Source organism: Flavobacterium sp. FG19 (assembly GCF_057809475.1).
The window spans coordinates 46,079-71,131 of record NZ_JBMDKA010000020.1 but is presented as its reverse complement, the minus strand read 5'-3'; the positions used below and the strand labels follow the sequence as shown (position 1 = coordinate 71,131).

Genomic DNA, 25,053 nt, shown 5'->3' with positions numbered 1-25,053 from the left:
AAAATTGTGCTTAAGTTTTTTTGCCACTGATTAAAAAGATTCACACAGATTATTTTATTTAATAAAAATCCGTTTAAATCCGCGTCTTCGCGATAGCGAATCTGTTTCATCTGCGTTCAATTTTCATAAGCTTTAAGATTCAAAAGTTCTTCGATCGAAACGACCTGATAATTATTTTGCTGTAAAAATTGCAAAAACTGTTCCAGTACTGAAACCGAGTGCTGGCCTGTATCATGCAAAAGTACAATTCCGCCGGGAGAAACCCGTTTTGTAATTCGGTTTAAAATCAATTCCTGATTTTTTGTTCCTCCGTCAAGTGAACGGATATTCCAGCCAATTACTTTATGACCAGTTATTTTTAAAGCTCTTCCAATCGATGGCGTTGTAACTCCATAAGGTGGACGAAAAAAATTGATTTTTTTTGAGGTGAATTTCTCTAGAAGCTTATCTGTTTTTTGAATTTCCTCGGTTATGTTTGGGGTCGTATAAAAGTCAAAAAACTTAGAATGAGAATACGAATGATTTCCAACTAAATGCCCTTCATCAATAACTTTCTGAAGAATTTCCGGGTGAGTTTCAATGTTTTTTCCAATGCAGAAAAAAGTCGCTTTTGCATTGTATTTTTTCAAAAGTTCTAAAACTTGCAAAGTGTAAATACTTGGCCCGTCATCAAAAGTTAAAGCGATTTTTTTGTCTTTTTCTAACGGATTATTACAGAAAGCTTTTACAATGTAATTAGATGAAATTCTTGCTGTGCCATAAATATTAATTGCAAGAAAAGGTAAAACAACCACTAAAAACCATAATTCATTAATTCCTTTATCAGCTTTTAATAAAAATAAAAAAAGTAATAAGGAGATAAAAAAAATGGTGACTTTTTTATGCGTTATCATTTAGACAGCAATGTAAAACTATGATTTTTTCCGCTTAATTGATTGTACAATAAAATGGTTTTATAAGCTGGTTTTGTAACGGAATTTACTTTTACGATTTCAGGAACTTCCTGCGTTTTTAAAATTTTGCAAGCCATCCAGAAAGCAAAAGCCGAGGCGGTATCATATTCGCCGCTCAAATGTTTGTAATATAAAACAGGAGTCTGTGTAAAAGCATTTTCAGCCAGATTTCTGTAATAATTTTCAAAATTGACGTTTCCGTCAAAACCTAAAACCAGAGCGTCAATATCTGAAATTTCTAAGTTATTCGATTTCAAAAACGATTTTATTTCAGTTTCAACTTCATTAACTTCCAGCGTATTAATAATGGCGACATCTAAAAGTTCAGCGTACGTATTGTCTTTTCTTTCGTTTTCTAAAACAAAAAAACTGGCACCTTCACCATAAACGGCACCGTTTGTTTTAGAAGTCAGCACATCGTAAGGTGCAGTATTATCGGCTTTAATGCGTCCGTTTAATTTGAAAAGAGCAGTGGTGTAATCACCGTTTTCGTCAACACCGCCTACTAAAATAGAATTGGCTTCCTCTTCTTCGATCTGCATTTTAGCATCAATCAAAGCCGATTCAAAAGAAACGGCACCATTTACATACGTAAAATTATAACCTTTACATTGCTGTAAAAGTGCAATCTGAGCACCAACGGTATTATGAGTCGATTGAATGAAGGAAGTCGGTGTTAAAAATTCTTCTTTATTATCTAAAATACTTTTCAGGAATTTTTCAGAATCTTCGATACATCCTAAACCTGTTCCGGTGATAATGGAATCGACATTTTCTACATTGGCATCTTTCATGGCCAGGGCAGAAGCTACAATTCCGTTTTTAACGCCTTTTGCCATTCTTCGGCTTGCGGCCGGAGAAATATATTCTTTGTATGCCGGCGTTACAATTGCCAGCACATTTTCATCGTGATTTACATTGGCTTCTTCCAAAAAAACAGTATCAAATGTTTTTTGAGTCGAAATACAGCCTACTCCATTTACATATGTTTTTTTTGTCATTAGCTTTTTGAAAATATAAGGGTTGAACAGTTTCCTCCAAACCCGAAAGAGTTCGATAAAACGTGTTCGATGGTTGCATTTTTTAAAGTAGTCTGCGGTGTCAAATCGAATTCTTCCATTTGTGTTTCAAAATTCAAATTTGGGTATACCACATTATTCTGAATCGCCAGAACACTGTAAACGGCTTCAATTGCTGCTGCTGCTGCTAAAGTGTGGCCTGTAAAAGGTTTTGTAGAACTAAAATCAGGAACTTTTTCATCTTCGTAAATTCGGCGTAAAGCTCTTCCTTCAGATAAATCGTTATTTGGCGTTGCAGTTCCGTGAACGTTGATATAATCAATTTGAGAAGGTTTTAAACCCGAAACTTCAAAAGCTTTTTTCATTGCCAGATAAGCGCCATCTCCATTTTCTGAAGAAGCGGTTTGGTGATAAGCGTCGTTTGCATTTCCGTAACCAGAAACTCTTGCCAGCACTTTTTTGTTTTGCTTTTCAACAATCTCATCCGATTCTAAAACTAAAAATGCTGCCGCTTCACCAAGATTTAATCCTTTACGGTTATTGTCAAAAGGTTTGTTATAATCGTCAGATAAAATCATCAAAGTTTTAAATCCGTTGATAGTGAATTTGGATAAAGCATCGGCTCCGCCTACAATAACACGATCCAGTTTTCCAGTTTTGATTAATCTCGCACCCAGCATAATAGAATTGGCTGCCGATGAACAAGCTGTACTGATAGTCGAAACCATTCCTTTTAAACCCAATTCTTCGGCAATTTTATCCGCAACATCGCCACCATCATGACAGGTAATATATTTTACCAATTCTGGTTTTTCGAAATAATCGTAATAATGTTTCTCTGTCATGTCCATTCCGCCCACGCTTGTAGCCGAAATAAGTCCCGTTCTAAATTCATTGATAGAGGTAATGCCGGCATTTTCGACAGCTTGTTTTGCTGCCAAAGTACCAATCATCGCGGTTCTCGAAAAATTATTATCGTCGTTTAATTTCAGTTCACCGATAAGATCTTCATTGGTCTTTTTGATTTCACCAACTTTGATTACATCTGCGTGAACAGTTGAAATATTTTGAATACGAGAAATCCCGATTTTGTTTTCGATTAAAGAAATATAGTTTTCCTCAACCGAATTACCAATCGCAGAAATAATTCCCATTCCCGTTATTGCAACACCTTTTGTCATTTTAGATTTATGATTTTAGATTCTCGGAACTTTGTCAAAGTTTAAAACTTTGACAAAGTTGAAGGATTTTAAAACAGTTTAAATTTTAGATTCCAGTTGGAAATCTAAAATCTAAAGTCTAAAATCTACAATTTATTTCGTTCTATTGGCGCTGATGTACGCTGCCATAGTTTCAATAGACTGGAAAATCGTTTTTCCTTCTTTCGGGTCTACTAATTTAATTCCGTAATCTTTATCTAAAATCACGATTAGTTCAAGTGCATCAATTGAGTCTAAACCTAAACCATCTCCAAACAAAGGATCGTTATCAGCAATGTCTTCAACTGCGATATCTTCAAGGTTTAGAGTCGTGATAATTTTGTTTTTCAATTCTTCTTTTAATGCTTCCATGCTTATTTATTGTATAATGTATTGATAGTTTCGTTTGTAAATATGGTATTTTCTTCCTTGCTGATGGTGCAAAGAAAAGCTTTATAATCGTCTTTAAAAAACTCTGTCCAGCCGCACAAAACCATATCTGCTTTATTCGTATTCAAAAGAATATTGGAATAATTAGACATAAATTCTGTGTTAAAGGTGTCAAATATAAAGAAAGAATTTTCACTTTTCAGCTGATGACGGATACTTATTTCGCCCAGACAGATATTTGGCAGCGTATAAACAAAAACCGCCGGGCTCGGAAAATAGTTTTCTTTATCTGAAATTGATTCCTGATATTTTACATCGGTATCTAAACTCGACGATTTATTAGCCGAAACCAATGCGATATTATTTTCTTCTTCTTTAGAAGTTATCGGACTCAAAAGTAATTCTGATCCTAAAAAAGCCAGTTTGCTCAAAGCATCCATTTTGAAAAACTTCGGATACTGCATTTCAAAATTACGATAGGCTTGTTTAGAAAAATCAGCAAAATCGGTTGGTTCAGTTTTGAATACAGAAGTTCCGTTCAAAACAATTTCGTTGTTTTGAATGGTGATGTAGGATTGTATGTAGGTTTTGTTTTGAGTCATTTGTTTTTGTAACTTTGCCAAGTTATGAAATTCTACGAAAAATATCCACAATTAAAAAACAAGAGCTTTTTGTCTAAAGTTCTGGCTGATACTGTATTTTCTACAATGTCTTTAGAAGACCAGCAAGTTTCTAAAAGCAAGGTTATTAAAATTGTTGATACTATTTTAAAAGAAAAAGAATTAAAAGGAAATCAATTCTTCACTAATTAATTCGGTTAATAATTTATAATCACCATTGTCGGCAGCTTTCATTGCGCTAATATAAAATTTTCTGCTTTCACCTTCCCTGTGATATAATTCTAAAGGCTGGTATCCAAATTTTAGTGCAATAAGATTCATTAAAATCCTTCCCATTCTTCCATTTCCATTATTGAAAGGATGAATTTTTATAAACTCATAATGAGCATAAACTAAGCACTCAATATGATCATCTAAATTTTTTGAAATGGAAATTTTAAAATTTAAATTGTCCAAAAACTGATACATTGCTTGTAAAACAAAAGTGGGTTTTGGTGGGATTAATTGCCCTACCGAAACTTCGGTTGTTCTCCATCTTCCAGCCCAATCATAAAGTTGTTCAAAAGCAATTTTATGGATTTCTAAAATAAGTGTTGTAGATATATCAACATCAATATCTAATTCAAAAGTATACAGTTCGGCCTTGGCTATACCAGTTGCTTCAAATTCATTAATTTGATTTTTATCCGTTAAGCCTAACAAATTATCATCAGGAAAAGGTGTCCAATTAGTTTGATTTTCCATCTCTCATTTCATCTTTTCAAAAACCACAGCCGTATTACAACCCCCAAATCCGGAAGCTGTTTTCAAAAAACATTCAATATTTGCCTCTTGATTTTTCTCAATCACATTAATAGCTTCACTAACCCCAATTTCATCAAAACCTTTCGATTCAAAAAGTGTGTTTTTATTAGCAGATTCTATCGCAATTACCGTTTCTAATAGTCCTGAAGCACCTAAGGTATGACCGTAAAAACCTTTTAAACTATTTACGGGAACATTTTGTAATCCTATACGGTTCAGGGCAATCGCTTCCATTTCGTCGTTATAAGGAGTTGCCGTTCCGTGAGCTGAAATATAATCTAATTTATTGGCTTCAATCTGCGCTTCTTTTAAAGCATTCTGAATACTTCTGAACAAACCTTCACCCGTTCTCGACGGACCTGAAATATGATTGGCATCGTTTATCGAACTGTCGCCAATTACTTTTATTTTGGCGTTTTTGGCTTCCGCCGAAACTAAAACAGCGGCTGCTGCTTCGCCCAAACTTACTCCGGTCCTGTTTTTAGAATAGGGTTTGCATGGCAGTTCGCTCATGGCCTGGAATGCATTAAAACCAGACAAAACAAATTCTGAAACTTCGTCTCCGGCAACTACAAATATGTTATCATAAAGCTCGGATTGAATCATTCTTTTGGCAACAGAAACGGCTAAAATTCCAGAAACACAAGCATTTGAAACTACAATGGGCTGTGTTTGAAATTCGAAGAAATTGGCAACGTTTTGGGCTAAAACATCTAAATGTGCATTATTAAAACTTTCTTCAGAATCATTTTCTAAAGCGGTTATATTTCCTTTTGTGGTTGAAAGTATAAAAGCGGTTTTAGAATTTAATTCAACACCCGATTTTTTGATGACAGGTTCTAAAGCCAGAATCATCATTTTCTCTAAACGGGAATATTTGGTTTCAGTGCTGACTTTAGTAAAAGCACTGTTGAGTTTTTCATTAGGAATAATTGAAGCATAAAATGAATTGGGCATCAAAGAAACAGCATCATGAAGCTGAATACCGGGATCACCGCGAAGAATCGCTTCCACATTTGATTCAACATCAAAACCTAAAGGTGTGATGCAATTGGTTTCTGTAATGTATATTTCTCTTAACATTTTATGATTCTCGATTTCTCCTGCAAGGTTTTTAAAACCTTGTAGGTATGTTTTGTTTTAAGCTTTGTCTGAAAAAAAGATTTCACGCAGATTTTACAGATTTGAACAGATTATTTATTATTTATACCTACAAGGTTTTGGAAACCTTGCAGGAAACAGATCCTGTATGCTTTATTTTTTAATTCGTGTTAATTAGTGAAATTCGTGTTCTATTTCAACAATCCTACTTTTCGTTTCCATTCCTCATAAAAAGGAGGATTCGTCAGCATTAAATTTCCTGCTGCATCTAAAAAAACCTGGGTTGTTTCGCCTGTACAGGCAATTTCGCCTTTATCATCAATAATTTTAAAACGATAAATCATTTTTGCCGCTGGTGTATCAACAACAGTGGTTTCAATCGTTACCACATCGCCGTAACGCAAAGACAATTTATGCTCACAGGTCGATTTTACGATGGGTGTTGTATAACCCGTTTTGGCAATATCCAGATAAGTAAGACCATGTTCACGTCCAAAAGCCTCACGTCCATCTTCAAAATAAGTGATATAGTTGCCATGCCAGACGATTCCGAGCGGATCTGTTTCATTAAAGCGAATCCTGATTTCGTGTGTAACGGTTAAGTCTGTAGCCTCGTTAAACTGCTCTTTTCTTTTTATCATAAAATAATGCGATGGAGGTTGTAATAATGAAAAACAAAAATAACAAACTTATTTTTGGGATGATTTCCAGGAAAGAAACACTGCGTAATAAAACATCGTAAAAGGCTTCTAATCCCCAGTTCATGGGTGATGATTTGGCAATAAACTGCATGATTTTGGGCATGGCAAAAACCGGAACCCAGACCCCTCCAATGGCTGCCAGAATAATAACACTGGTAGCACCAAACGGAGCCGACTGTTCCTGAGTGCTGGCAACAGTGCCTAATAGAATACCGAATCCTATAGCGGCAAAACCTGAAAATAAAGCAACGACACTCATTAAAAATAAATGACCTTCGATATTTAAAGACGGCAGTCCGATAGACGGAAATAAAAACACGGCAACGGCAACCATCATATAAAACTGAATCATACAAATGATCGAGTAGGTAATGGTTTTTCCGATTATCACCACTAAATTAGAAACAGGATTGGTTCTTAATCGGACAAAAGTTCCTTGTGATTTTTCTTTTACAATGTTGATAGACAACGGGATCACAATAAAAAATATCGCAAAGAGTGTCCAGGCCGGAACATTGTGCTGTACGGAGTTTGGAAGTACCTCTTTATTGTTAATTCTCGGAATGATCTCTTTAAAGGTAATAAAACTTTTCTGTTCAAAATCAGTAGTTCCTTCGCCTAATTGATTTTGAAAAGTAGTGTAAATAGATTTGGTTTCAATTTGCGAAATCATTTTGTCGATAGAATTCATGACTGCATTTTTGAAACTCATCTGCACCGCCGGGTCAAAGTATAATTTTACTTCCTTCTCTTTTATAACTCTTTTTTCATTTTGAGCAACACTGTCTGTCAGACCTAAACTACTGACAATTTTTTCTACATTCTGATCTACTTTAGCCTGTAGATCGGTACTTAGATTTTTTGGGATTACAATTGCCAATTGATACTTTCCTTTATAAACATATTCTCTGGCAATATCTTCTGTAATGGGTTGATTATCGATTTGCGTCACAACGCTGAACAAACTGCTTTTTTCCAAATTGTCAAAAACGGTCTTTGAGACAGTACCTTTGTCATTGTCTACTAATAAGATTGGAATTTTAGAATCGCTTACCGTTTTAAAAGTACTGTCCTGAATTAAAGTCACAGTGATAACCAAAACCAAAGGCATTAGAAACAGAATGATCAATCCGCCTAAATCACGTTTAAGCAGTAAAAATTCTTTTAGAACCGACATCCAGATTTTATATAGCATCTCTTAAAGCTTTACCGGTTAATGAAATAAAAACATCTTCAAGATTTCGGGCATCTTCAACAGAATTAATTAAGCTGGAAGGCGTTCCTTTAGTAAAAATTTGTCCTTGGTCAATGATGGCAATATTGCTGCAGAAATCTTCGGCTTCAGCCAAATGATGAGAAGTATAAATAATGGTTGTTCCGTTTTGGTTTAATATTTTTAGATAATCGATAATTGCATTTTTAGACTGAACGTCAACACCAACGGTTGGTTCGTCTAAGAATAAAACTTTTGGATTATGCAGGATTCCTGCAATCAGGTTAACACGGCGTTTCATTCCGCCCGAAAAAGTCTGCACTTGTTTATCGGCAAATTTTAAAAGTCCTAAAAGATCTAAAGCTTCGATTACTTTGTCTTTTAAATCATTTCCTTTTAAGCCGTACATGCTTCCAAAGTAAAGCAGATTTTCTCTGGCTGTAAGAGTAGGATATAAGGCATATTCCTGAGGCACAACACCTATAATTTTTTTAATTTTTGAAGCATGATGCTGATAATCCAAACCATCAATGGAAAAATGTCCCGAAGTTGGTTTTATCAATCCGCAGAGCATGGAGATTAAAGTGGTTTTTCCGGCACCGTTTGGACCAAGCAGCCCAAAAATCTGTCCTTCGTTTATGTCCAGCGAAACATTGTTCAAAGAATACATTTCTGCATTTTTGTACTTTTTCGACAGGGATTCTATTTTAATTATGGACTGCAAAATATAGTTTTAGCTGATCGCTTTTTTTAATTTTTTGAAAAAGATTTCTTCTCTGTTCGCGATGTCCAGAAGTTCATCGGCAATGGTATTGTAGGCATCTTCTTTGGCACTTCTGTTTTTGTAAATTCGGGAAGCTTCAACAGCAAAATCACGCCATGAATCGCCAATTTTTGTCATTTCTTTAGAAAGTTCTTTCAGTTCTTCATTACCTAAGATAACCGAAGCTTCCTGTAAAAATGCGGCATAAATAAAACGAAAGCCACCGCCTCCGGTTCCAATTTCTTCCTGCATACGAACCATTTGTGCCAAGTAATGATTGGCTTTTTTGTTTCCGTGTTTTATTGGCCATTTTCTAATTTGCTTCGAAACAAATTTGATACCACGAACGCCAACAATTGGCATTGGCGCCAACATATCTCTGCACGTGTTTTTGATTCCTTTAATAATGGCGCTTTTTAAATCGACATCTTTTGGAATCTGAATTGGATAATACATTTGACCGCGTGGTGCAAAAGCCCCTTTGGCAAAACGGACTTTATCCAGTTCTTCATGCGTTAAAGTCGTTACGGTTTCCATTACAGGATCGCTTACCAGATAATCTGTATCGGTTTTGCCATAAACGACTAAATTGTGTGCGTTGAAATGAAAACGATATTCGTCTGGGAAATAACTTAAATTGTAAACACCAACCTGTAATCCTGTTGGAATATTATTTTTTAGATTTTCATCTAAAGCTTTGTTCGCATTTGAAACCGATGAAAATTTTTGTCTTTTTATTTTAAGATTTAAACGTGTGGCGACTTTATTAAAAATCTGTCCAGGCAGAGTTCTGTAACTTATAGCCGGTGCATAATTCACTTTGATAAATGGCAGGTATACAAAAAACAATCCTGAGCCAATACCAAAAACCATCGGTTCGCTGATGTTTAGTCCGCTGTTTTTTAGCAGATTTGACGCTACTCCATTCTCGCAATGAGCAGACTGATGATGTGTGAAAGTTAATTCCATTTATTGGGTAATGCTGTTTTTTAATTCTTCAATTGATACTTCAAAAGTATCAGCATATTTCTTTAAAATCGTATCGTTTAGTTTTGCAAAAACACTCGGTTTAAAATGTCTTTTTACGCGCCATTTCCAAAATCCCACATAACTGGATAAAATAGTAAGGTCCATTTTATTGACTTCCATAAAATACACAATCGGACTTACTTCGCCATTTAAAACTTGTTGTTTGGCATCGGCAATGCGTTCGTTTATTTCATCAATCGAATTGGAAAGTGCGATTGTTTTTGGTTCCCAGCCTGTGCTTAAGGTTGTGGTATAATCGCCATTTTCGTCAGTCGCATATAAAAGCTCTTTTACGTTGTTTTTCGTTAAGTTACTTGTGTCTTGTGGTACTTTATCTTTTTCCATTTTGCTAATTTAATTGATTAGAAACATACAGATTGCAACTACACATAAACTAATTATTAAAAATCCAAGATTAGCGAAAGCTAAGTTTCGTTGTTTCTTTACAAATAAATAAATCATTTCTATTAGTAATCCCAAATAAAACATTTGGGTTATTAAAAAGAGCATGATAAAAAATCCTAAACCGCCGTCGACATGTCTGTGTCCGGTTTCGTCGCAATATTTATGAGGGTCGTAAGTGAAATGCCAAAATAAGAAAACCAACCCAAGTAAAAGAACCAGAATTCCCATTCGGATTACGAGGTGTAAAATACTCTTTTTTGTATTATTCAACCGGGACTGTTTTTTGAATGAACAGATTAATTTCGCATTCTAAGAGTATCTGGTCTTCAACTGAGCTGCTGCAGCTCATTGTGCATAAAGTGTAATCGTCGCCGGCAAATTTTGAAACTAAATCTGCTTTAGTAATTATGGTATCGCCAACTTTTGGCAGCGAATGAATTTTTACATTTTTTAAGGCACTGATAAATCCAATTACATTTACGTTCTCATTTTCTGTTCCGTCTTCCTCAAAAAAATATTTTTTTCCCACTATAGACGAACAGGTCTGCGCCGTATTTTCAATTAAACCCGCTTCGATAAAAGTGTTGTCCTGAATAAAAACATTGTCTTCTTTTATCAAAAAAGTGGTTTCTACAAAGTTGGCATTTATATCCAGAATTAAGTCTACCATAAGCATCGGCGCCCGGTGCGGTAAATAATTTTGTATGTCAACTCCTGTATTCAAAGCGTTATATTATTTGGCCAAAACGGTTTTCATTTGTCCGTTTGCGATTTCTTCGTTATTTAATTTTGTCACAATATTCACTAAAGTAATTCCGGCAAATTCCTGTAAAATAGTTACTTCAGATTGAATATTGTCGTTTAATCGAGGCAGTTTTTTTATTTCAATTTCTTTAATAGAACCAATATAACCAGTTGGGGCAATTTCGTTTTTTAAAAAAAACTGATAACCTGTATGCAATGCTACAGACTGTGCCATGTGTTCGATTAAACCTGCTTCCAGAAAAAGTTCATTGTTTACGAAAATATTATCCTGCTGAATTTTTAAACCAGAAACCAAAGAAGTTTCAGTATAAGAATACATAGCATCGACCATTACAAAAGGGAACTTTTGCGGCAGTAAATTTTCGACCATTTCTTTTTCTAAAGCAGCCATTGTTTCCATTAGTAGACTGTTAAATAAGCATAAGCAAAAGAAAACCTTCCGCTTTCAGGAACCGATAAAAGAATATGATCCCCTTTTTTCAGTTTCCCTGAATTCATCAATTCTTCCAGTGCCAGATAAATAGAGGCAGAACCTACGTTACCTACTCTTGAAAGATTCATGAACCATTTTTCGTCACTCATTCCAATTCCTTTTTCGTGCAGTCCTTTCTTTAATCCTTCCACAAAGAAATTAGAAGAAACGTGAGGAATGAAATAATTAATATCTTCCGATTTGATGTTGTTTTTATCCATCGCGTCTTTCATACTTTCCGCACCTTTCGTAAGGATAAATTCATCCAGTAATTTTACATCTTGTTTGATTGAGAAAACAGATTCGTTCAACCATTGTTCCGGGGCATAATCGCTCCAGCCTTTGATTTCTCCGTTTTCTAATTTATCTCCTCCGGCATACATGCAGGTTTCTAATTCGTAAGCATACGAAAAAGCTTCCATCCATTCTATTTTCAGGGAGATTGGGCCGCGTGGTTTATTTTCTAATAAAAAGGCACCGGCACCGTCTGAAAGCATCCATCTCAGGAAATCTTTTTTGAAAGCAATAATAGGCTGTTCTTCAAGATTCTTTAAGTTTTCGGCTTCGTGATTGTACTTTTGAGCATTCAGCCAGGTCGAAACTTTTTCAGAACCTGTGCAGATAGCATTGTTCGAATTTCCTGATCGTACAGAAAGAAAACCAAATTTTAAGGAGTTCATTCCGGCACAGCATACTCCTGTTGAAGAGTTTAGTTCTACCGATTTATTTTTTAGCAGACCATGTACCATCGCAGCATGCGAAGGCAGAAAAATGTCCGGAGTTGAGGTTCCGCATGAAAGTACTTCTAAATCCTGAGGCGTAAAGTTTTCGTCGAATAACGGTAAGATAGCGTTACGTGTTAATTCGGCATTGCTGTGTGTACTTTTACCTGTTTTATCAACAGCGTAATAACGGCTTGTAATTTTGTTGTTGCGCAAAATAATACGTCTTGCTTTGGAAGCAGTGTCATTGATAAGGCCTAAGTAGGCTTCCATTTCATCATTTGAAACAGCTTCATTTGGCAAATATTTTGCAGCTTTTGTGATATATACTTCAAACATAATCTAAAAATAGTCTTCTAAACTCCTTGATAATATTGAGTTTGGCTTTTTATGGTTTTTAACTTAAAAGGGTAGGAAATCAAGTGCAATATATACACTATTGGTGAAATTAACCAAATTGCAAGGAATAAATAAACATTAAATACTTTTAGAAGCTGTTTTCGTTTTTTTTGATTTTTATAAATGAGGTTTGACCATTTATTGAAAATTTTATTGGCTGTTTTGTCAACAGTCACTAAATACGGACTAATTTTTACAGCACCGGCTGCGGCCAGTTTGGGCTGTAAATGCTGTAACGTATTCCCGTTAAATTCTGAAAGCATTATTTCACCAAATTTTGGGGATTCCTGAATATCTTTTTCTGAAACTCCCGGAAGCGGAAAAATACCTAAATATTTTTTCTTAACTCCGGAGAACATCCATTCTACAATTGTTATCACACTAATTAAGTTTCCAACACGGTCCACCAGAGCTACATTGCCTACTAACTGAGCATTAGCTTCTTTTAGTAAGGTCTTGATTTTTTCCTGTGCCATTATCCACATATTTCTTGAACCGCTTATGGTAACAACAGGCGTATTGTTCAGGATTTTTTTAGCAGCATCGCTTTTTAAAAACGAGTTAATCGGAATTGAAGGTGATAAATACCAAACCTGATAGTGGAAAAGCACCAGGTCGAATTTTGTATTTAGGATTTCATCAGGAACTGGTTGTAATGCCGTTGGAATCTGTAAAAAAGATTCCGGAAAAGCATCAAAAAAAGAGTCCTTATTCCACGGAAAAGGAAAAGGTTTGTCCAGCTGGATTTCGTGAAAAGTTACATTTATATTCTCATCCTTTAAAAACGGTTTGGCAATATGCTGCGCAATCGTTTCTAACTGTCCTGACTGAGAATAATAAATAACGAGAACATTTTTCATTGAGGTTTACTTGCTTTGGTTGCGGACAAAAGTAAGTAAATTTATTTTAAACGAATTTTCCTGTTTAATGTATTTAGGATTTTACCAAAAATTGCAGAAATTTCAGCGAATGTATAGAAAAAAGAATGTTTTAACACAAAAAACTGAGAATTGCAAAAAATAGAGACCAGTAAATGGGTTAGAAAAGAACTGGGTATTCTGTATGTTTCGTAAAGGATTAAAACTGATGCTAAAACTTTTAAGCTTTTAGATCATTCCAAAAATCGAAATAGTTAAACCATTGCAGCGGATATTTTTTTACAATGCTCTCTACGCTGGTTACATATTCTTTAAGAAGACCTTTCTCGTCACGGTGTTTTACGGCAGCTTCTCTGGCGTATAAATGATAGTGCAGATTGGGTTCTTTCATTACATAAACAAATACAACAGGAACTTTTAATCTTGAAGCAATTAAAAAGGGGCCTGCCGGGAAATGGGCTTCTTTGCCTAAGAGATTTTCAGTAAGGGATTTGGTGCCTTCAAAATAACGGTCGCCGGTAAAACAAACCAGTTCATTATTGGCCAGAGCCGCATTGATCTCAAAGATATGCGACAAATCTTCTTTAATTATAATGAACTTTACGGTTGGTTTTTGCGTAACACTTTCTAAGTAATTCTTGATGGCCGAATGTTCTAAGTCTGTCGTGACCAGATTGATTTGAAAATTAAGGTCGATATCGCCCAGAAAATGTTCGGCGATTTCAAAATTACCCATATGGGCACTAATTAAAACACCGCCTTTTTTTTCGGCCAGAAGGTTTTTCAGGATTTCGATTCCGTCAAATTCATACGTGAATTTATTGCGCATTCCTGCCGAAATGGAAATTTTATCAATGATAGTCTGTCCAAAAGTATAGTAACTTTTGAAAACCATTCTTTTTGACTGGAAATAGGAATACTGAAGCCTCTCTTTGAAATAATAGAAAATTGCACGATTACTTTTTCTTAAAAACAAAAAGTAATAAGAAGCCACAAAGTAAAGTAAGGTATAAGCGGCTTTTACGCCCGCTTTTTTAATCAAAAAAACGAATATTTTATACCCTAAAACAGTTCCTTTTGATTTGCCGTCCCATTGACTCATTAAGCTTTTTTTGCTTTTATTTTGGTTTCGATAAGGTCATAGAAACTCTGGAAGTCAGAAATTCCAACAAAATCTGCTTCAACCAGTTTTACACCAAAGTTAGCTTCTATAGAAACAACCAGATCAACATAATCCAGACTGTCTAACCCCAGTGTATCTTTTAAATTAGCATTTGGTTCAATGTCGTCATTGTCTACTTCAAATTCATCAACCAAAAAACCATTAATTTTTGCTATAATCTCTTCTTTATTCATTGTTCAATTTAAACTTTTTAACCACCAACGCCGAGTTGGTTCCTCCGAAACCGAAAGAATTGGACAAAAATATGTCAAATTTTTTGTTTAACGTAGTTTTAACTAAATTTAATTTTGAAGCATCTTCATCAGGGTTTTCCAAATTGATGTTTGGCGCAATGAAATCGTTCTGCATCATAATGATAGAGTAGATAATTTCGCTTGCTCCGGCCATCCAGCATTCGTGGCCTGTCATTGATTTTGTAGAACTTACATGCGGATTTTTCTCACCAAAAACTTCAAAAATAGCTTTGGCTTCGTTTGCATCGCCTACCGGAGTTGAGGTAGCGTGTGCATTTATATATTCGATATCGGCTGCTTTTAAGCCGGCATCGTCAAGAGCTCTCTGCATAGCCGTGGCAGGACCTTCGACATTTGGAGTAGAAATATGGCCTCCGTTTGAAGAGAATCCGTAACCGGAAACTTCTGCAATAATAGTAGCGCCGCGTGCTATTGCCGACTCGTAGCTTTCCAGAATTAAAGTGGCACCCCCGCCGCTTGGAATCAGTCCGTCACGGTCAGCATCAAAAGGTCTTGAAGCTTTTTCGGGATCACTTTCTCTATTAGAAAAAACACCCAGGCCATCAAAACTGCTCATAGCATATTTATTAATTTCCTGCGCTCCTCCGGTAATAATAATATCCTGAAAACCACTTTTAATTAAAAAATAAGCCAGTCCAATAGAATGAGAACCGCTCGCACAGGCCGCACTAACGGTTAAATTGATACCGCGAAGTTTAAAAATCGTGGAAAGATTCATGGTAACAGTAGAATTCATCGATTTAAAAATGGCACCGGAACCAATTAAGGCGGTGTCTTTTTTCTCGCGTACAATATCGGTAGCATCAATAATAGCTTTAGAAACACTGTCGTTTCCGTACATAATGCCTACTTCATGATCATCAAAAAAAGCATCATCGATATTGGCATTTTTTAGAGCTTCGATAGTAGCCATATAAGCATATTCGGTTTCTTCACCAATGCTCATACGCTGTCTGCGGGTCAGTAAATTTTTTAAATCGGCCTTGGGAACCATTCCGGTCAAAGCAGATTGAAAACCAAAATCTTTACGTTCAGCATCAAACTGAATTCCTGATTTTCCGTTATATAATGATTCTTTTACTTCATCTAAAGAAGTTCCGATACAAGAATAAATTCCCATTCCGGTAATTACAACTCTTCTGTTCATCGTCTTTCAAAGTAATTTTATAATCCTTAAAGTGTAATTTTTAAAACAAAGGCACAAAGTTTTTTTAATCTTGTCGCAAAGGGACCAAGTCGCAAAGGTTTTTTTCTAAAATCTTTATTAAATAAAACTTTGCGACTCTGCTCCCGATAGCTATCTGGATTGCGGGTATTTTTGTTGTTAAATAAAAAACTTAAAAACAAACTTCGCAAACATAGTATTCTTTAAGAATATATTCCGCCGTTAATATTGATAATTTCTCCTGTAATATAACCTGCTTTTCTGGAAATCAAAAAGCTTACCAAATCGGCTACTTCTTCGGCTTCTCCAAAACGATTTACCGGAATAAGTTTTAGCAATTCTTTTTCGTCCAGTTCACTTGTCATATCTGTTTTGATAAAGCCCGGTGCAACAGCATTTACCGTAATATTTCGTTTTGCCACTTCTTGTGCCAGTGCTTTTGTAGCAGCAACAATAGCACCTTTTGCAGCCGAATAATTAGTTTGCCCTGCAGTTCCTTTTACTCCGGAAACCGAAACAATATTGACAATTCGGCCGTATTTGTTACGAAGCATTTTTTGAATGAAAAACTGCGTTACATTAAAGAAACCGTTCGTACTTGTATTCATTACGCTGTTCCAGTCCTGCGGTGTCATCCACATAAAAAGACCGTCTTTTGTAATTCCGGCATTATTTACAATTGCTTCAACTAGTTTTTCAGGATTTTCTTCCTGCCATTGATTAAGAACGTTTTGTACTTGTTCAAAATCGGCAACATCAAAACCAAGGATTTCTCCCGTTGCACCTAATTTTTGAATTTCCTGTAAGGTTTCTTCGGCAGCTGTTTTATTCGAATGATAGTTGATCAGAATATGATAATCGGATTCTACGGCTAATTTTTTACAAATAGCACTTCCAATTCCTCTCGAACCGCCTGTTACTAATACACACTTCATAAGTGAAATTTATTTCTTTTTTTTCGCTGCTGGTTTAGCAGCTGCTTTTGTTGTTTTTGTTTCTTGTTTTGGTGCCTGTGCAGGAGCAGGAGCTGAAGCCGGCTGTGATTTTTCTGCGCCTTTTGAAAATAACTCGGCATTTTCAAACCATTGATTGCCTACTACAGTTCCGTCAGGTTTAAGAAATCCCCATTTTCCTTCATTTTTTACTCTTGCCACACCATCAATAAAGCCTTTGTCCTGCTGAACAAACATGGCGATTATGGCATTTGTTGTAATGCCGTATTGTGTTGGGATTACCAGTTTTCCGGATTCATTAATAAATCCCCAATTTTTTTCTTTTACCGGAGCCAGACCATTTGTACTAAAAACTTCGGCATCGCTGTAAGTAGGTTCAATAACAAATTCTCCTTTTAAATTAATGAATCCCCATTTTTTCCCAACCAAAACCGGTGCCAGATTTTTTGAAAAAGCTTTTCCTTTATCATATATAGGAAGAATAGTCCAGTTTCCTTTTAAATCGATGTAGCCAATTTTGCCATTCTTTTTGGCGAAAGTTAAATCCTGAGTTTCAAAATCCCAGATTTTTTCGGCTCCGTCAACCGGAGTAAATTTTCCTCCGCTTACCAGTCCGAAAGTTTTATCTTTTCTGGCCCACGTTGTGCCTTTAAAATAATTTCCAATTTCGGCATAGGCAGGTTCAACCAGTTCTTTTCCTTCGGTATTGATGATTCCCCAGTTTTTGTTGAGTTCAACTCTGGCATAACCATTTTCAAAAGGTTTGATCTGATCGTATTTTGGCTCCAGAACAACAGTCATTTTGTTGTTGATCAGTCCCACTTTATTGTTCTGTCTGATAAAAGCAACACCATCATTAAAATCAAAAACTTTTTCGGTAGCAGGAGCTTTTTGAATTTCTCCTTTTTTATCAATATAAACCCATTCCTTATCTTTTTGTACAACAGCAATTCCGTTGTTAAAATCTTTGGCATCTTTAAAATCTGCCGGAATTACCCAGCTTCCTTTAGTATCGATAAATCCCCATTTTCCGCCGTTTTCGACAGCGGCCAAACCCTCAGAAAAACTTCTGGCCGATTTGTATTGGGGTTCGATTTTAAAAGATCCGTCTTTGGAAATATATCCAATTTTGGAATTCTTTTTAACTAAAGCCAGTTCCTGACTATTAACAAATTGAATACTTACCAGCAGCAAAAAAATAAGTGTCTTTTTCATGATTTTAAAATTCAATGATTAATGATTAAAAAACTAAAAACTCTTTGGGGCTTATTTGTAAATCAATTTTTAATTGTTGATCAAATGGTCTTTTACTTTTTGAACAAAAGGATACATAACCTGATCTTCTTTAAAAGTTGGAATTATATTTCGAATATCATCGTACCATTTTTTAGTAACCGATGAAATTTTGTCTTTTTGTCCTAAATAATCAATTGCCTGTACAATGGTGATCATTTCGATAGCTAAAACTTCGAATGAGTTTTCAATTACTTTTGCTGTCATCACCGCAGCATTTGTTCCCATACTTACAATGTCCTGATTGTCATTGTTGTTTGGAATACTGTGAACATACATTGGATTTGATAATGTCTGGCTTTCTGCCGTTGTTGAAGTTGCTACGAACTGAACACCCTGCATTCCGAAATTAAATCCCAGTGTTCCTAAGTTTACAAATGGAGGAAGCAGTTCGTTGATTTTTGAATTCAATAAATAATTCAATTGACGCTCGGCCAGCATCGTTAATTTGGTAATAACGATTTTCAGTTTGTCCATTTCAAGCGAAATATAATCTCCATGGAAATTTCCTCCGTGGTAAACGTGCTGGTTTTTTACGTCGATAATCGGGTTGTCGTTTGCCGAGTTAAATTCGTCTTCCAGAATAGAAGCTACATTATTTATAGTTTCTAAAACCGGTCCCAAAATTTGAGGAACACATCGTAAAGAATAATACTCCTGAACTTTTTCTTTGAAAATTTCTTCTGTATTTTCTCCTGAATATAAGTGGTCTTCTCTTTTACGGATTAAAGTACTGTCTGAAAGGTTCTGACGCATTTTTGCCGCAATTTCCTGCTGTCCTTTATGACGTTTGGTCTGGTTTAATTCTGCCGAAAAATGATCATCATAAGCCTGAACCAGTTCGTTGATGGCGCAGGAAGATTTTAACGACCAGTCTAATAATTTTTTAGCATGATATACATTCACCACCCCAATTCCGGTCATTACCGAAGTTCCGTTAATTAAGGCAAGACCTTCTCTGATTTCTACCTGAATTGGTTTTAAGCCTTCAATTTCAAATACTTCGGCAGTTGGTCTTCGGTCTCCTTTATAAAAAACTTCTCCTTCGCCAATAAGTACCAAAGCCAGATGAGACAGCTGTACTAAGTCGCCGCTGGCACCTACACCGCCATGTTCGAATATTAAAGGAGTAATGTCTCTGTTTATAAGTTCAGACATTAGGTGGATGACTGACGGATGAACGCCTGAATTTCCTAACGAAAGGGTATTGAGTCTTGCCAGGATGGCTGCTTTTGCACAAGCCGGATTTAAAGGTTTTCCTGTTCCTGAAGAGTGACTTCGGATTAAATTATATTGAAGCTGAATTTGATCCGACTCTTTGATTCTGTATTGAGCCATTGGTCCAAAGCCGGTATTAACACCGTAAATTACTTTGTTTCCGGAGAACTCTTTTAAGAAATTAAAGCTTTCGTTTACCCGGTTTAAAACGACATCGCTTATTGTAACTTTTTGATTTCCAAAGATTATGTCTTCGAATTCTGCTAAACTTAAATATTCATTAATTGTATTCATTAAATCGGTTTTGATTGTGCTAATTTAATTTTATTTATCAAAATAAATGTAGTTATTTTGATGATGGCAAATGTAGGTTAATAATTGATAATATTCTTATTATGACAAAGGAGTTTGTAGATGTTTTAGTAATAGGCGCCGGACCGTCCGGATGCGTATCGGCATCATATCTTCATAAAAACAATGTTAAAGTAAAAGTTGTAGAAAAACAAAAGTTCCCTAGACTGGTTGTGGGCGAAAGCTTAATTCCGAGAGTGATGGACCATTTTGCGGAGGCAGAATTGTTCGATGCTCTTGACGCTATGAATTTTGAAAAAAAACTGGGCGCCCGTTTTATAAGAGGTGAAGAGATTTGTGTTTTTGATTTCAGCAAAAAATTTGGCGAAGGCTGGGACTGGACCTGGCAGGTTCCAAGAGCTGATTTTGACAATACAATGGCTCAGGAAGTGGTTCGCAAAGGAGTGGATCTGGAATTTGAAACCGAAGTTCTGGAAGTTTCTTTTGAAGGGAAAAAATCAAAAACGATCGTAAAAGATAAAGATGGGAATCTAAAAGAAATTCACGCCAATTTTATAATCGATTCAAGCGGATACGGAAGAGTTTTACCAAGACTTTTAGATTTGGATACGCCATCAAAATTAGATCCGCATTCTTCTATTTTTACACATGTTAAAGATATTAATAGAGAAGAAGGAGTAGAAGGAACTCAGATTTCTTTTGATATTCTGGAAACTGAAGTTTGGCTTTGGGTAATTCCGTTTTCTAACGGAAATACCAGTTTAGGTGTTGTTGGTCCAACAGACTTTATCAATTCTCTTTCTGAAAATAAAGACAATGCCGAGGCTTTGAAAAATGCCATTCAGAAATCGGATTATTATATTAAAAGATTTGCCGGAACAGAATTTTTATTTGAGCCGGTTAAATTAGAAAATTATTCAAGAGCTGTAAAAAGAATGTATGGAGACGGTTTTGCGTTAACAGGAAACAGTTCAGAATTCTTAGATCCGGTTTTCTCTTCAGGTGTAGCTTTCGCAACCGAATCCGGAATGCTGGCAGCAAAATTATATTTGAAAGAATCACAAGGAATTCCTGTTGATTGGGAAGTTGAGTTTACACAATATATGAAACGCGGTATTGCCGTTTTCACCACTTATGTACAAGAATGGTACACTGGAAATTTACAGACGTTGTTTTTCCACCAGCCGGAAAATCCTGAAGTAAAAGAAAAAATATGTGCTGTTTTAGCAGGTTATGTCTGGAACGAAGAAAATTCGTTTGTCAAAAAACACGATCATGTAATTGCCAATATGGCGTATTTACTGAATATGCAAAAAGATCAAAGCCCTGAATAATCAGGGCTTTTTTTATGTATGAAAAGTTGTATTTTTGCTGAAACCTATTCAATAAGTATTTTACGGTGCTTTTGATGTAGGATACTAATTCTGTTTTTTATTCTTAATTAATATCTTTGAACTATGAGTACAGTAACAAAACCAAATCATATCGGGCGAAAAATAAGCCGTATTCGTGAACTAAAAGACATGAAACAGGAAGCATTGGCACAAGCTTTAGGCATTAGCCAGCAAACAGTTTCTGCTATTGAAAACAGCGAAACAGTTGATGAGGAAAAACTTAAGGCTATTGCCGAAATATTAGGAGTATCTGTTGAAGGAATTAAGAATTTCTCAGAAGAAGCGATATTTAATATTATTGGAAATACGATCAATAATAATGATAATGCCTCTATGAATTCAAATATTCAGTATCAGCCAACTTTTAACCCGCTTGATAAAGTAGTTGAATTATATGAGCGCTTAGTTCAGTCTGAAAAAGAAAAAATAGAATATTTAGAAAAATTATTGAAAGGAAAATAATTTACTGAATATACAAAAAAGAAAAAAGCCCTGATTCTTCAGGGCTTTTTTTATAATAAACAATTATTCATTCCGTAGGAATGTTTCGTTGGTAGAATTAGATTTGAATTGCGATATTACGTTCCGTAGGAACGTTTGATCAATATTTTATTTCCATAAATCAAATGTCCCTACAGGACATAATACAAAACGGCAATATTTTTTTTCTACCGACCAGATATTCCTAGCGGAATATTAAAAACATGTTTTTATTTCGTTTTTTTAGCAATCAGCTTGGACATTGTTTTTGCCGTTTTAGCAAATCCTTCTCCAATTCTGGTTTCGTTGCTAAAGTTGCTTCCCCATTGGTCTCCTGGGGCTTCCTCACTGGTAATTTCCAATAATACATTTGATTTATTTGCCGTTTCAACAAATTTTAAATTGGTTGTTACTTTTGCAGGCTGTTTCATAATTCCTGCATCCCAGCCTGGGTAAATCCATACTGCTTTTACAATTAAAGTATAAGGAGTATTTAAACCTTCCTGAAAGTTTAAATCTTTTTTCTCTTTCGTTAAAACGATATTGGCAATTTCTAAAAATTTAGGAGTCCAGATTTGGTCTTTAGCTACAATCCATTTTTTCTCCCAAAGATTTCCGTTTCCTTTTGCTTTTTTGTCCAAATCGGCTTTGTGTTCTTCAATGTATTGAGCTTCTGATTTGTTTTCTTTCATCATAGTGAAGTCACTATAATCAAAAACAACATTTACTTCTTTCTGGTCTTTTAAGAAGTCAAATTTTCCCTGAACAACATCCATGTCCTGAGCAAAGGCCATTCCTGAAACAAGGAACAAGGCAAAAACTAGTTTTTTCATTTTTTTTATTGGTTTAATTACGGTTTGTTTTACAGATTAAAAATAGTTAAAACTATCAATAAAAAGTTTTTTTCCTGTTAAAATAATATTGCCGTTTTGTTTAAAAAACAAAAAGAGGATTCCAGCTTAGAATCCTCTTTTTTATCATTTGAAATAAGAATAGAATATTACAATCCGAAAATCTTATCCATTAAAATCCATTTTTGTCCTGGTTTTGCCCACGGTAAAGCTTGTTGGAATTTCCACATTAAAGTTTCCCATTCCTGAACTTTTTCGTTTGCAGCATCAGCCTGATCTTTCTTTTCGAAAGTAAAATCGGCATCAGCTTCTATGATCATGAACAATCGGTTTCCAGTGCAGTAAATATCCAGAACTTCAATTCCGGAATCCTGAATACTTTTTTTAATTTCCGGCCATACATTTTCATGCAGTTCTTTGTATTCTGCAATTAAATCTGCATCATCTTTAAGATCTAAAGCCAGATAGAATTTTTGTGTTGCCATAATCTGAAATTTATCCCTGGTAAGCTACAGCAGTTTGTTTGCTTGTACCTAAACCTTCAATTCCTAATTCGATTACATCACCTGCTTTAATGTAAATTGGATCTGGTTTAATTCCTAATCCAACTCCCGGAGGCGTTCCAGTACTAATTACATCGCCAGGAAGCAAGGTCATAAACTGACTTAAATAATGTACTAAAAATGGAATTTTAAAAATCAAGTTTGAAGTATTACTGTTTTGGAAAGTTTTTCCGTTTACAGTCAACCACATTTTTAGGTTGTTTACATCTCCAACTTCGTCTGGAGTTGCCATAATTGGTCCAAGAGGAGCGAAGGTATCAGAACCTTTTCCTTTTGCCCATTGTCCGCCGCGCTCGATTTGGAAAGCTCTTTCGCTGTAATCATTCAAAAGGCAGTATCCAGCGATATAGTTTGGTGCATCTTCTTCAGAAACATAGCTTGCTTTTTTGCCCACAACAAATGCCAATTCTACTTCCCAGTCTGTTTTTTCACTGTTTTTTGGGATGATCAAATTGTCATTTGGTCCGCATAAAGAAGTGGTTGATTTGAAGAAAATAATTGGTTCTTCCGGAATTGCAGCGCCAGTTTCTTCACAGTGATCTACATAGTTTAATCCGATGCAGATAATTTTTGAAGGACGTGCCACTGGTGAACCTAAACGTACTGAATCGCTTACTTGTGGTAAAGAAGGATTGTTTTTTAAGGCTTCTTCTAATTTTGCTAAACCGTCATTTTCAAAAAAAGCTTCGTTGTAATCTGTTACAATAGACGAAACATCGTATCTTTTTTCATTTAGTAAAACTCCTGGTTTTTCCTTTCCTTCTTCTCCGAATCTAATAAGTTTCATATTTTATTTTTTTTAGTAATGTGTATTGTTTTTTGCCACAGATTTAAGGGATTAAAATGATTTTTTTAAACTGTGTTTAAATTTTTTTTTTTGCCACGAACTGCACTAATTTTCTCGAATTAAAATTTGTGGAAATTGGTGTAATTCGTGGCTTTATTTTTTTTAAACACATAGAATCATAGTTTTGCGTTGTCTAAAAAGGCATTTCATTTGTCTAAATTCACATAGTTTCTATGTGTTCAAATCTAGATTTGTTTTCTGCTCTTTTATGGATTTAAAAATCTATGTTTCTATGTGTTTAATTTTTTTTAGCCACGAATTCACTAATTTATTCTCAAAGATTGTCAAAAAATAATTCGTGAATTCGTGGCTATTTCCTTTTTTTAGTTATTCAATTTGATAAATCCACCATCAATTGGGTAGTCAGAACCGGTGATGAAAGACGATTCGTCACTGCATAAGAATAAAGCTAAAGTGGCGATTTCTTCCGGTTTTCCCATACGCCCGATTGGCTGTGACTGAGATAATTTTTCGAAGATTTCTTCTTCTTTTCCTGGATAATTTTTAGCGATAAATCCGTCTACGAAAGGCGTGTGAACTCTCGCAGGAGAAATAGAATTACATCTGATTTTATCGTGTAAATAATCTTTTGCAACCGATAAAGTCATTGCCATTACAGCACCTTTTGCTGTAGAATAAGCAAAACGATCCGGAATACCAACCCAGCTTGCAATAGAAGCCAAGTTTAGGATAACACCTCCACCAGAACTTCTAAGTGAAGGAATCGAAGCGTGAAGACAGTTGTAAACCCCTTTTACATTTACATTCATGATACGGTCAAAATCAGCTTCAGCAGTTGTGTCTACTTTTCCAACGTGAGCAATTCCAGCATTGTTTACCAGAATATGAATATTTCCGATTTTCTCAAAAGTAGCTTTTACCTGCTCGTGATTTGAAACATCGCAAGCGTGAGCAAAAACGCTTCCTCCGGCAGATTTAATTTCTTCAACCGTTTCTTTTGCGCTTTCTTCTGTTAATTCTAAAACGTGAACTTCTGCACCTTGTTTAGCAAATAAAACCGAAATCGCTCTTCCGATTCCGCTTCCACCTCCAGTAATAATTGCTTTTTTATTTTGTAATGAAAACATTTGATATAATTTTTTTATA

Annotated in this window: 30 protein-coding genes; 3 read left to right on the top strand and 27 right to left on the bottom strand. The window is 35.3% G+C overall.

Translation table 11 applies throughout. The features are described from left to right. Positions 1-116: 116 nt before the first annotated feature. The 5 genes from ACODST_RS18790 to ACODST_RS18770 all read right to left on the bottom strand — a co-directional run bounded on the left by ACODST_RS18790 (position 117) and on the right by ACODST_RS18770 (position 4,163). Positions 117-893: a polysaccharide deacetylase family protein gene (locus tag ACODST_RS18790; RefSeq protein ID WP_488933628.1), complete on the bottom strand. Its 777-nt coding sequence runs from the start codon at positions 891-893 to the stop codon at positions 117-119. Next, positions 890-1,954, bottom strand: a complete 1,065-nt coding sequence (locus ACODST_RS18785; RefSeq protein ID WP_488933627.1) for a beta-ketoacyl synthase N-terminal-like domain-containing protein — start codon at positions 1,952-1,954, stop codon at positions 890-892. Before ACODST_RS18785 ends, ACODST_RS18790 begins: the two co-directional genes overlap by 4 nt. Further along, on the bottom strand, positions 1,954-3,153 hold the full coding sequence (locus tag ACODST_RS18780) for a beta-ketoacyl-[acyl-carrier-protein] synthase family protein (RefSeq protein WP_488933626.1): 1,200 nt from the start codon (positions 3,151-3,153) through the stop codon (positions 1,954-1,956). Before ACODST_RS18780 ends, ACODST_RS18785 begins: the two co-directional genes overlap by 1 nt. A 132-nt stretch (positions 3,154-3,285) precedes the next feature. Next, positions 3,286-3,543, bottom strand: a complete 258-nt coding sequence (locus tag ACODST_RS18775) for a phosphopantetheine-binding protein (protein WP_068841663.1) — start codon at positions 3,541-3,543, stop codon at positions 3,286-3,288. Positions 3,544-3,545: 2 nt separating this feature from the next. Continuing rightward, entirely contained in the window at positions 3,546-4,163 is a 618-nt protein-coding gene (locus ACODST_RS18770; RefSeq protein WP_488933625.1) for a 3-oxoacyl-ACP synthase, read from the bottom strand. Positions 4,164-4,187: 24 nt separating this feature from the next. Here ACODST_RS18770 and ACODST_RS18765 point away from each other — a divergent pair, with 24 nt between their 5' ends. Continuing rightward, entirely contained in the window at positions 4,188-4,373 is a 186-nt protein-coding gene (locus tag ACODST_RS18765; RefSeq protein WP_488933624.1) for a hypothetical protein, read from the top strand. Here ACODST_RS18765 and ACODST_RS18760 read toward each other — a convergent pair. The 18 genes from ACODST_RS18760 to flxA form a co-directional block, all read right to left on the bottom strand. Next, positions 4,344-4,925 (bottom strand): Fic/DOC family protein, encoded by a 582-nt coding sequence (locus tag ACODST_RS18760; protein WP_488933623.1) that lies wholly within the window; start codon positions 4,923-4,925, stop codon positions 4,344-4,346. The two genes, ACODST_RS18765 and ACODST_RS18760, sit on opposite strands and share 30 nt — an antisense overlap. A gap of 3 nt (positions 4,926-4,928) precedes the next feature. Then, positions 4,929-6,068 (bottom strand): beta-ketoacyl-[acyl-carrier-protein] synthase family protein, encoded by a 1,140-nt coding sequence (locus ACODST_RS18755; RefSeq protein ID WP_488933622.1) that lies wholly within the window; start codon positions 6,066-6,068, stop codon positions 4,929-4,931. A gap of 209 nt (positions 6,069-6,277) precedes the next feature. Next, positions 6,278-6,727 (bottom strand): acyl-CoA thioesterase, encoded by a 450-nt coding sequence (locus tag ACODST_RS18750; protein WP_488933621.1) that lies wholly within the window; start codon positions 6,725-6,727, stop codon positions 6,278-6,280. Continuing rightward, positions 6,702-7,982, bottom strand: a complete 1,281-nt coding sequence (locus tag ACODST_RS18745) for an ABC transporter permease (protein ID WP_488933620.1) — start codon at positions 7,980-7,982, stop codon at positions 6,702-6,704. Before ACODST_RS18745 ends, ACODST_RS18750 begins: the two co-directional genes overlap by 26 nt. Further along, positions 7,972-8,670, bottom strand: coding sequence for an ABC transporter ATP-binding protein (locus tag ACODST_RS18740; protein ID WP_488933670.1), 699 nt, complete (start codon positions 8,668-8,670; stop codon positions 7,972-7,974). Before ACODST_RS18740 ends, ACODST_RS18745 begins: the two co-directional genes overlap by 11 nt. A 63-nt stretch (positions 8,671-8,733) precedes the next feature. After that, the gene (gene darH / locus ACODST_RS18735) at positions 8,734-9,732 is read right to left on the bottom strand and encodes a BtrH-related acyltransferase DarH (RefSeq protein WP_488933619.1); all 999 of its coding nucleotides are present in this window, start codon (positions 9,730-9,732) and stop codon (positions 8,734-8,736) included. Next, the gene (gene DarG / locus ACODST_RS18730) at positions 9,733-10,137 is read right to left on the bottom strand and encodes a flexirubin biosynthesis protein DarG (RefSeq protein ID WP_488933618.1); all 405 of its coding nucleotides are present in this window, start codon (positions 10,135-10,137) and stop codon (positions 9,733-9,735) included. A gap of 9 nt (positions 10,138-10,146) precedes the next feature. Beyond that, positions 10,147-10,467 (bottom strand): hypothetical protein, encoded by a 321-nt coding sequence (locus ACODST_RS18725; protein ID WP_488933617.1) that lies wholly within the window; start codon positions 10,465-10,467, stop codon positions 10,147-10,149. Continuing rightward, positions 10,460-10,921, bottom strand: coding sequence for a hotdog family protein (locus ACODST_RS18720; RefSeq protein ID WP_488933616.1), 462 nt, complete (start codon positions 10,919-10,921; stop codon positions 10,460-10,462). The genes ACODST_RS18725 and ACODST_RS18720 overlap by 8 nt, the downstream gene beginning before the upstream one ends. Before the next feature lie 9 nt (positions 10,922-10,930). Next, entirely contained in the window at positions 10,931-11,362 is a 432-nt protein-coding gene (locus ACODST_RS18715) for a hotdog family protein (protein ID WP_488933615.1), read from the bottom strand. After that, entirely contained in the window at positions 11,362-12,495 is a 1,134-nt protein-coding gene (gene darB / locus ACODST_RS18710) for a dialkylresorcinol biosynthesis protein DarB (RefSeq protein ID WP_488933614.1), read from the bottom strand. Before darB ends, ACODST_RS18715 begins: the two co-directional genes overlap by 1 nt. Positions 12,496-12,512: 17 nt before the next feature. After that, positions 12,513-13,415 (bottom strand): NADPH-dependent FMN reductase family protein, encoded by a 903-nt coding sequence (locus ACODST_RS18705; protein ID WP_488933613.1) that lies wholly within the window; start codon positions 13,413-13,415, stop codon positions 12,513-12,515. Between the two features lie 238 nt (positions 13,416-13,653). Next, positions 13,654-14,535 carry a lysophospholipid acyltransferase family protein gene (locus ACODST_RS18700; protein WP_488933612.1) on the bottom strand — a complete coding sequence of 294 codons (882 nt, stop codon included), beginning with the start codon at positions 14,533-14,535 and terminating at the stop codon, positions 13,654-13,656. After that, positions 14,535-14,789: an acyl carrier protein gene (locus ACODST_RS18695; protein WP_488933611.1), complete on the bottom strand. Its 255-nt coding sequence runs from the start codon at positions 14,787-14,789 to the stop codon at positions 14,535-14,537. Before ACODST_RS18695 ends, ACODST_RS18700 begins: the two co-directional genes overlap by 1 nt. Then, the gene (locus tag ACODST_RS18690) at positions 14,782-16,017 is read right to left on the bottom strand and encodes a beta-ketoacyl-[acyl-carrier-protein] synthase family protein (protein ID WP_488933610.1); all 1,236 of its coding nucleotides are present in this window, start codon (positions 16,015-16,017) and stop codon (positions 14,782-14,784) included. Before ACODST_RS18690 ends, ACODST_RS18695 begins: the two co-directional genes overlap by 8 nt. Positions 16,018-16,238: 221 nt before the next feature. Further along, entirely contained in the window at positions 16,239-16,970 is a 732-nt protein-coding gene (gene flxB, locus ACODST_RS18685; RefSeq protein WP_488933609.1) for a flexirubin biosynthesis SDR family reductase FlxB, read from the bottom strand. A gap of 9 nt (positions 16,971-16,979) precedes the next feature. Next, complete coding sequence (locus ACODST_RS18680; protein ID WP_488933608.1) at positions 16,980-18,203, bottom strand: WG repeat-containing protein; 1,224 nt, start codon at positions 18,201-18,203, stop codon at positions 16,980-16,982. Between the two features lie 69 nt (positions 18,204-18,272). Further along, complete coding sequence (flxA, locus tag ACODST_RS18675) at positions 18,273-19,793, bottom strand: flexirubin biosynthesis tyrosine ammonia-lyase FlxA (protein WP_488933607.1); 1,521 nt, start codon at positions 19,791-19,793, stop codon at positions 18,273-18,275. A 101-nt stretch (positions 19,794-19,894) separates the two neighbouring features. Between flxA and ACODST_RS18670 the strand changes: the two genes are divergently transcribed. Further along, a complete protein-coding gene (locus ACODST_RS18670; RefSeq protein WP_488933606.1) occupies positions 19,895-21,145 on the top strand; it encodes an NAD(P)/FAD-dependent oxidoreductase in 1,251 nt (416 codons plus the stop codon). Between the two features lie 123 nt (positions 21,146-21,268). Continuing rightward, the gene (locus ACODST_RS18665) at positions 21,269-21,667 is read left to right on the top strand and encodes a helix-turn-helix domain-containing protein (RefSeq protein ID WP_488933605.1); all 399 of its coding nucleotides are present in this window, start codon (positions 21,269-21,271) and stop codon (positions 21,665-21,667) included. Between the two features lie 248 nt (positions 21,668-21,915). On the opposite strand, the gene ACODST_RS18660 is transcribed toward ACODST_RS18665, so the two are convergent. From ACODST_RS18660 to ACODST_RS18645, 4 genes are all read right to left on the bottom strand, one after another. Then, positions 21,916-22,518 carry a hypothetical protein gene (locus ACODST_RS18660; protein ID WP_488933604.1) on the bottom strand — a complete coding sequence of 201 codons (603 nt, stop codon included), beginning with the start codon at positions 22,516-22,518 and terminating at the stop codon, positions 21,916-21,918. Between the two features lie 167 nt (positions 22,519-22,685). After that, positions 22,686-23,021, bottom strand: coding sequence for an L-rhamnose mutarotase (locus ACODST_RS18655; RefSeq protein WP_263523805.1), 336 nt, complete (start codon positions 23,019-23,021; stop codon positions 22,686-22,688). 10 nt (positions 23,022-23,031) lie between these two features. After that, positions 23,032-23,886: a fumarylacetoacetate hydrolase family protein gene (locus tag ACODST_RS18650; RefSeq protein WP_488933603.1), complete on the bottom strand. Its 855-nt coding sequence runs from the start codon at positions 23,884-23,886 to the stop codon at positions 23,032-23,034. A gap of 383 nt (positions 23,887-24,269) precedes the next feature. Beyond that, complete coding sequence (locus ACODST_RS18645) at positions 24,270-25,034, bottom strand: SDR family NAD(P)-dependent oxidoreductase (RefSeq protein WP_488933602.1); 765 nt, start codon at positions 25,032-25,034, stop codon at positions 24,270-24,272. Positions 25,035-25,053 lie beyond the last annotated feature (19 nt).

What these genes read in the sequence shown, in the direction of transcription:
- ACODST_RS18755 (WP_488933622.1), bottom strand. Translation starts at nt 6,068, where the DNA reads ATGTTAAGAGAAATATACATTACAGAAACCAATTGCATCACACCTTTA.
- ACODST_RS18745 (WP_488933620.1), bottom strand. Translation starts at nt 7,982, where the DNA reads ATGCTATATAAAATCTGGATGTCGGTTCTAAAAGAATTTTTACTGCTT.
- ACODST_RS18740 (WP_488933670.1), bottom strand. Translation starts at nt 8,670, where the DNA reads ATGTATTCTTTGAACAATGTTTCGCTGGACATAAACGAAGGACAGATT.
- darH (WP_488933619.1), bottom strand. Translation starts at nt 9,732, where the DNA reads ATGGAATTAACTTTCACACATCATCAGTCTGCTCATTGCGAGAATGGA.
- ACODST_RS18765 (WP_488933624.1), top strand. Translation starts at nt 4,188, where the DNA reads ATGAAATTCTACGAAAAATATCCACAATTAAAAAACAAGAGCTTTTTG.
- ACODST_RS18780 (WP_488933626.1), bottom strand. Translation starts at nt 3,153, where the DNA reads ATGACAAAAGGTGTTGCAATAACGGGAATGGGAATTATTTCTGCGATT.
- ACODST_RS18655 (WP_263523805.1), bottom strand. Translation starts at nt 23,021, where the DNA reads ATGGCAACACAAAAATTCTATCTGGCTTTAGATCTTAAAGATGATGCA.
- ACODST_RS18665 (WP_488933605.1), top strand. Translation starts at nt 21,269, where the DNA reads ATGAGTACAGTAACAAAACCAAATCATATCGGGCGAAAAATAAGCCGT.
- ACODST_RS18700 (WP_488933612.1), bottom strand. Translation starts at nt 14,535, where the DNA reads ATGAGTCAATGGGACGGCAAATCAAAAGGAACTGTTTTAGGGTATAAA.
- ACODST_RS18770 (WP_488933625.1), bottom strand. Translation starts at nt 4,163, where the DNA reads ATGACTCAAAACAAAACCTACATACAATCCTACATCACCATTCAAAAC.
- ACODST_RS18695 (WP_488933611.1), bottom strand. Translation starts at nt 14,789, where the DNA reads ATGAATAAAGAAGAGATTATAGCAAAAATTAATGGTTTTTTGGTTGAT.
- ACODST_RS18715 (WP_488933615.1), bottom strand. Translation starts at nt 11,362, where the DNA reads ATGGAAACAATGGCTGCTTTAGAAAAAGAAATGGTCGAAAATTTACTG.
- ACODST_RS18670 (WP_488933606.1), top strand. Translation starts at nt 19,895, where the DNA reads ATGACAAAGGAGTTTGTAGATGTTTTAGTAATAGGCGCCGGACCGTCC.
- ACODST_RS18645 (WP_488933602.1), bottom strand. Translation starts at nt 25,034, where the DNA reads ATGTTTTCATTACAAAATAAAAAAGCAATTATTACTGGAGGTGGAAGC.
- ACODST_RS18775 (WP_068841663.1), bottom strand. Translation starts at nt 3,543, where the DNA reads ATGGAAGCATTAAAAGAAGAATTGAAAAACAAAATTATCACGACTCTA.
- ACODST_RS18650 (WP_488933603.1), bottom strand. Translation starts at nt 23,886, where the DNA reads ATGAAACTTATTAGATTCGGAGAAGAAGGAAAGGAAAAACCAGGAGTT.
- ACODST_RS18760 (WP_488933623.1), bottom strand. Translation starts at nt 4,925, where the DNA reads ATGGAAAATCAAACTAATTGGACACCTTTTCCTGATGATAATTTGTTA.
- ACODST_RS18660 (WP_488933604.1), bottom strand. Translation starts at nt 22,518, where the DNA reads ATGAAAAAACTAGTTTTTGCCTTGTTCCTTGTTTCAGGAATGGCCTTT.
- ACODST_RS18705 (WP_488933613.1), bottom strand. Translation starts at nt 13,415, where the DNA reads ATGAAAAATGTTCTCGTTATTTATTATTCTCAGTCAGGACAGTTAGAA.
- flxB (WP_488933609.1), bottom strand. Translation starts at nt 16,970, where the DNA reads ATGAAGTGTGTATTAGTAACAGGCGGTTCGAGAGGAATTGGAAGTGCT.
- ACODST_RS18750 (WP_488933621.1), bottom strand. Translation starts at nt 6,727, where the DNA reads ATGATAAAAAGAAAAGAGCAGTTTAACGAGGCTACAGACTTAACCGTT.
- ACODST_RS18785 (WP_488933627.1), bottom strand. Translation starts at nt 1,954, where the DNA reads ATGACAAAAAAAACATATGTAAATGGAGTAGGCTGTATTTCGACTCAA.
- flxA (WP_488933607.1), bottom strand. Translation starts at nt 19,793, where the DNA reads ATGAATACAATTAATGAATATTTAAGTTTAGCAGAATTCGAAGACATA.
- DarG (WP_488933618.1), bottom strand. Translation starts at nt 10,137, where the DNA reads ATGGAAAAAGATAAAGTACCACAAGACACAAGTAACTTAACGAAAAAC.
- ACODST_RS18690 (WP_488933610.1), bottom strand. Translation starts at nt 16,017, where the DNA reads ATGAACAGAAGAGTTGTAATTACCGGAATGGGAATTTATTCTTGTATC.
- ACODST_RS18790 (WP_488933628.1), bottom strand. Translation starts at nt 893, where the DNA reads ATGATAACGCATAAAAAAGTCACCATTTTTTTTATCTCCTTATTACTT.
- darB (WP_488933614.1), bottom strand. Translation starts at nt 12,495, where the DNA reads ATGTTTGAAGTATATATCACAAAAGCTGCAAAATATTTGCCAAATGAA.
- ACODST_RS18680 (WP_488933608.1), bottom strand. Translation starts at nt 18,203, where the DNA reads ATGAAAAAGACACTTATTTTTTTGCTGCTGGTAAGTATTCAATTTGTT.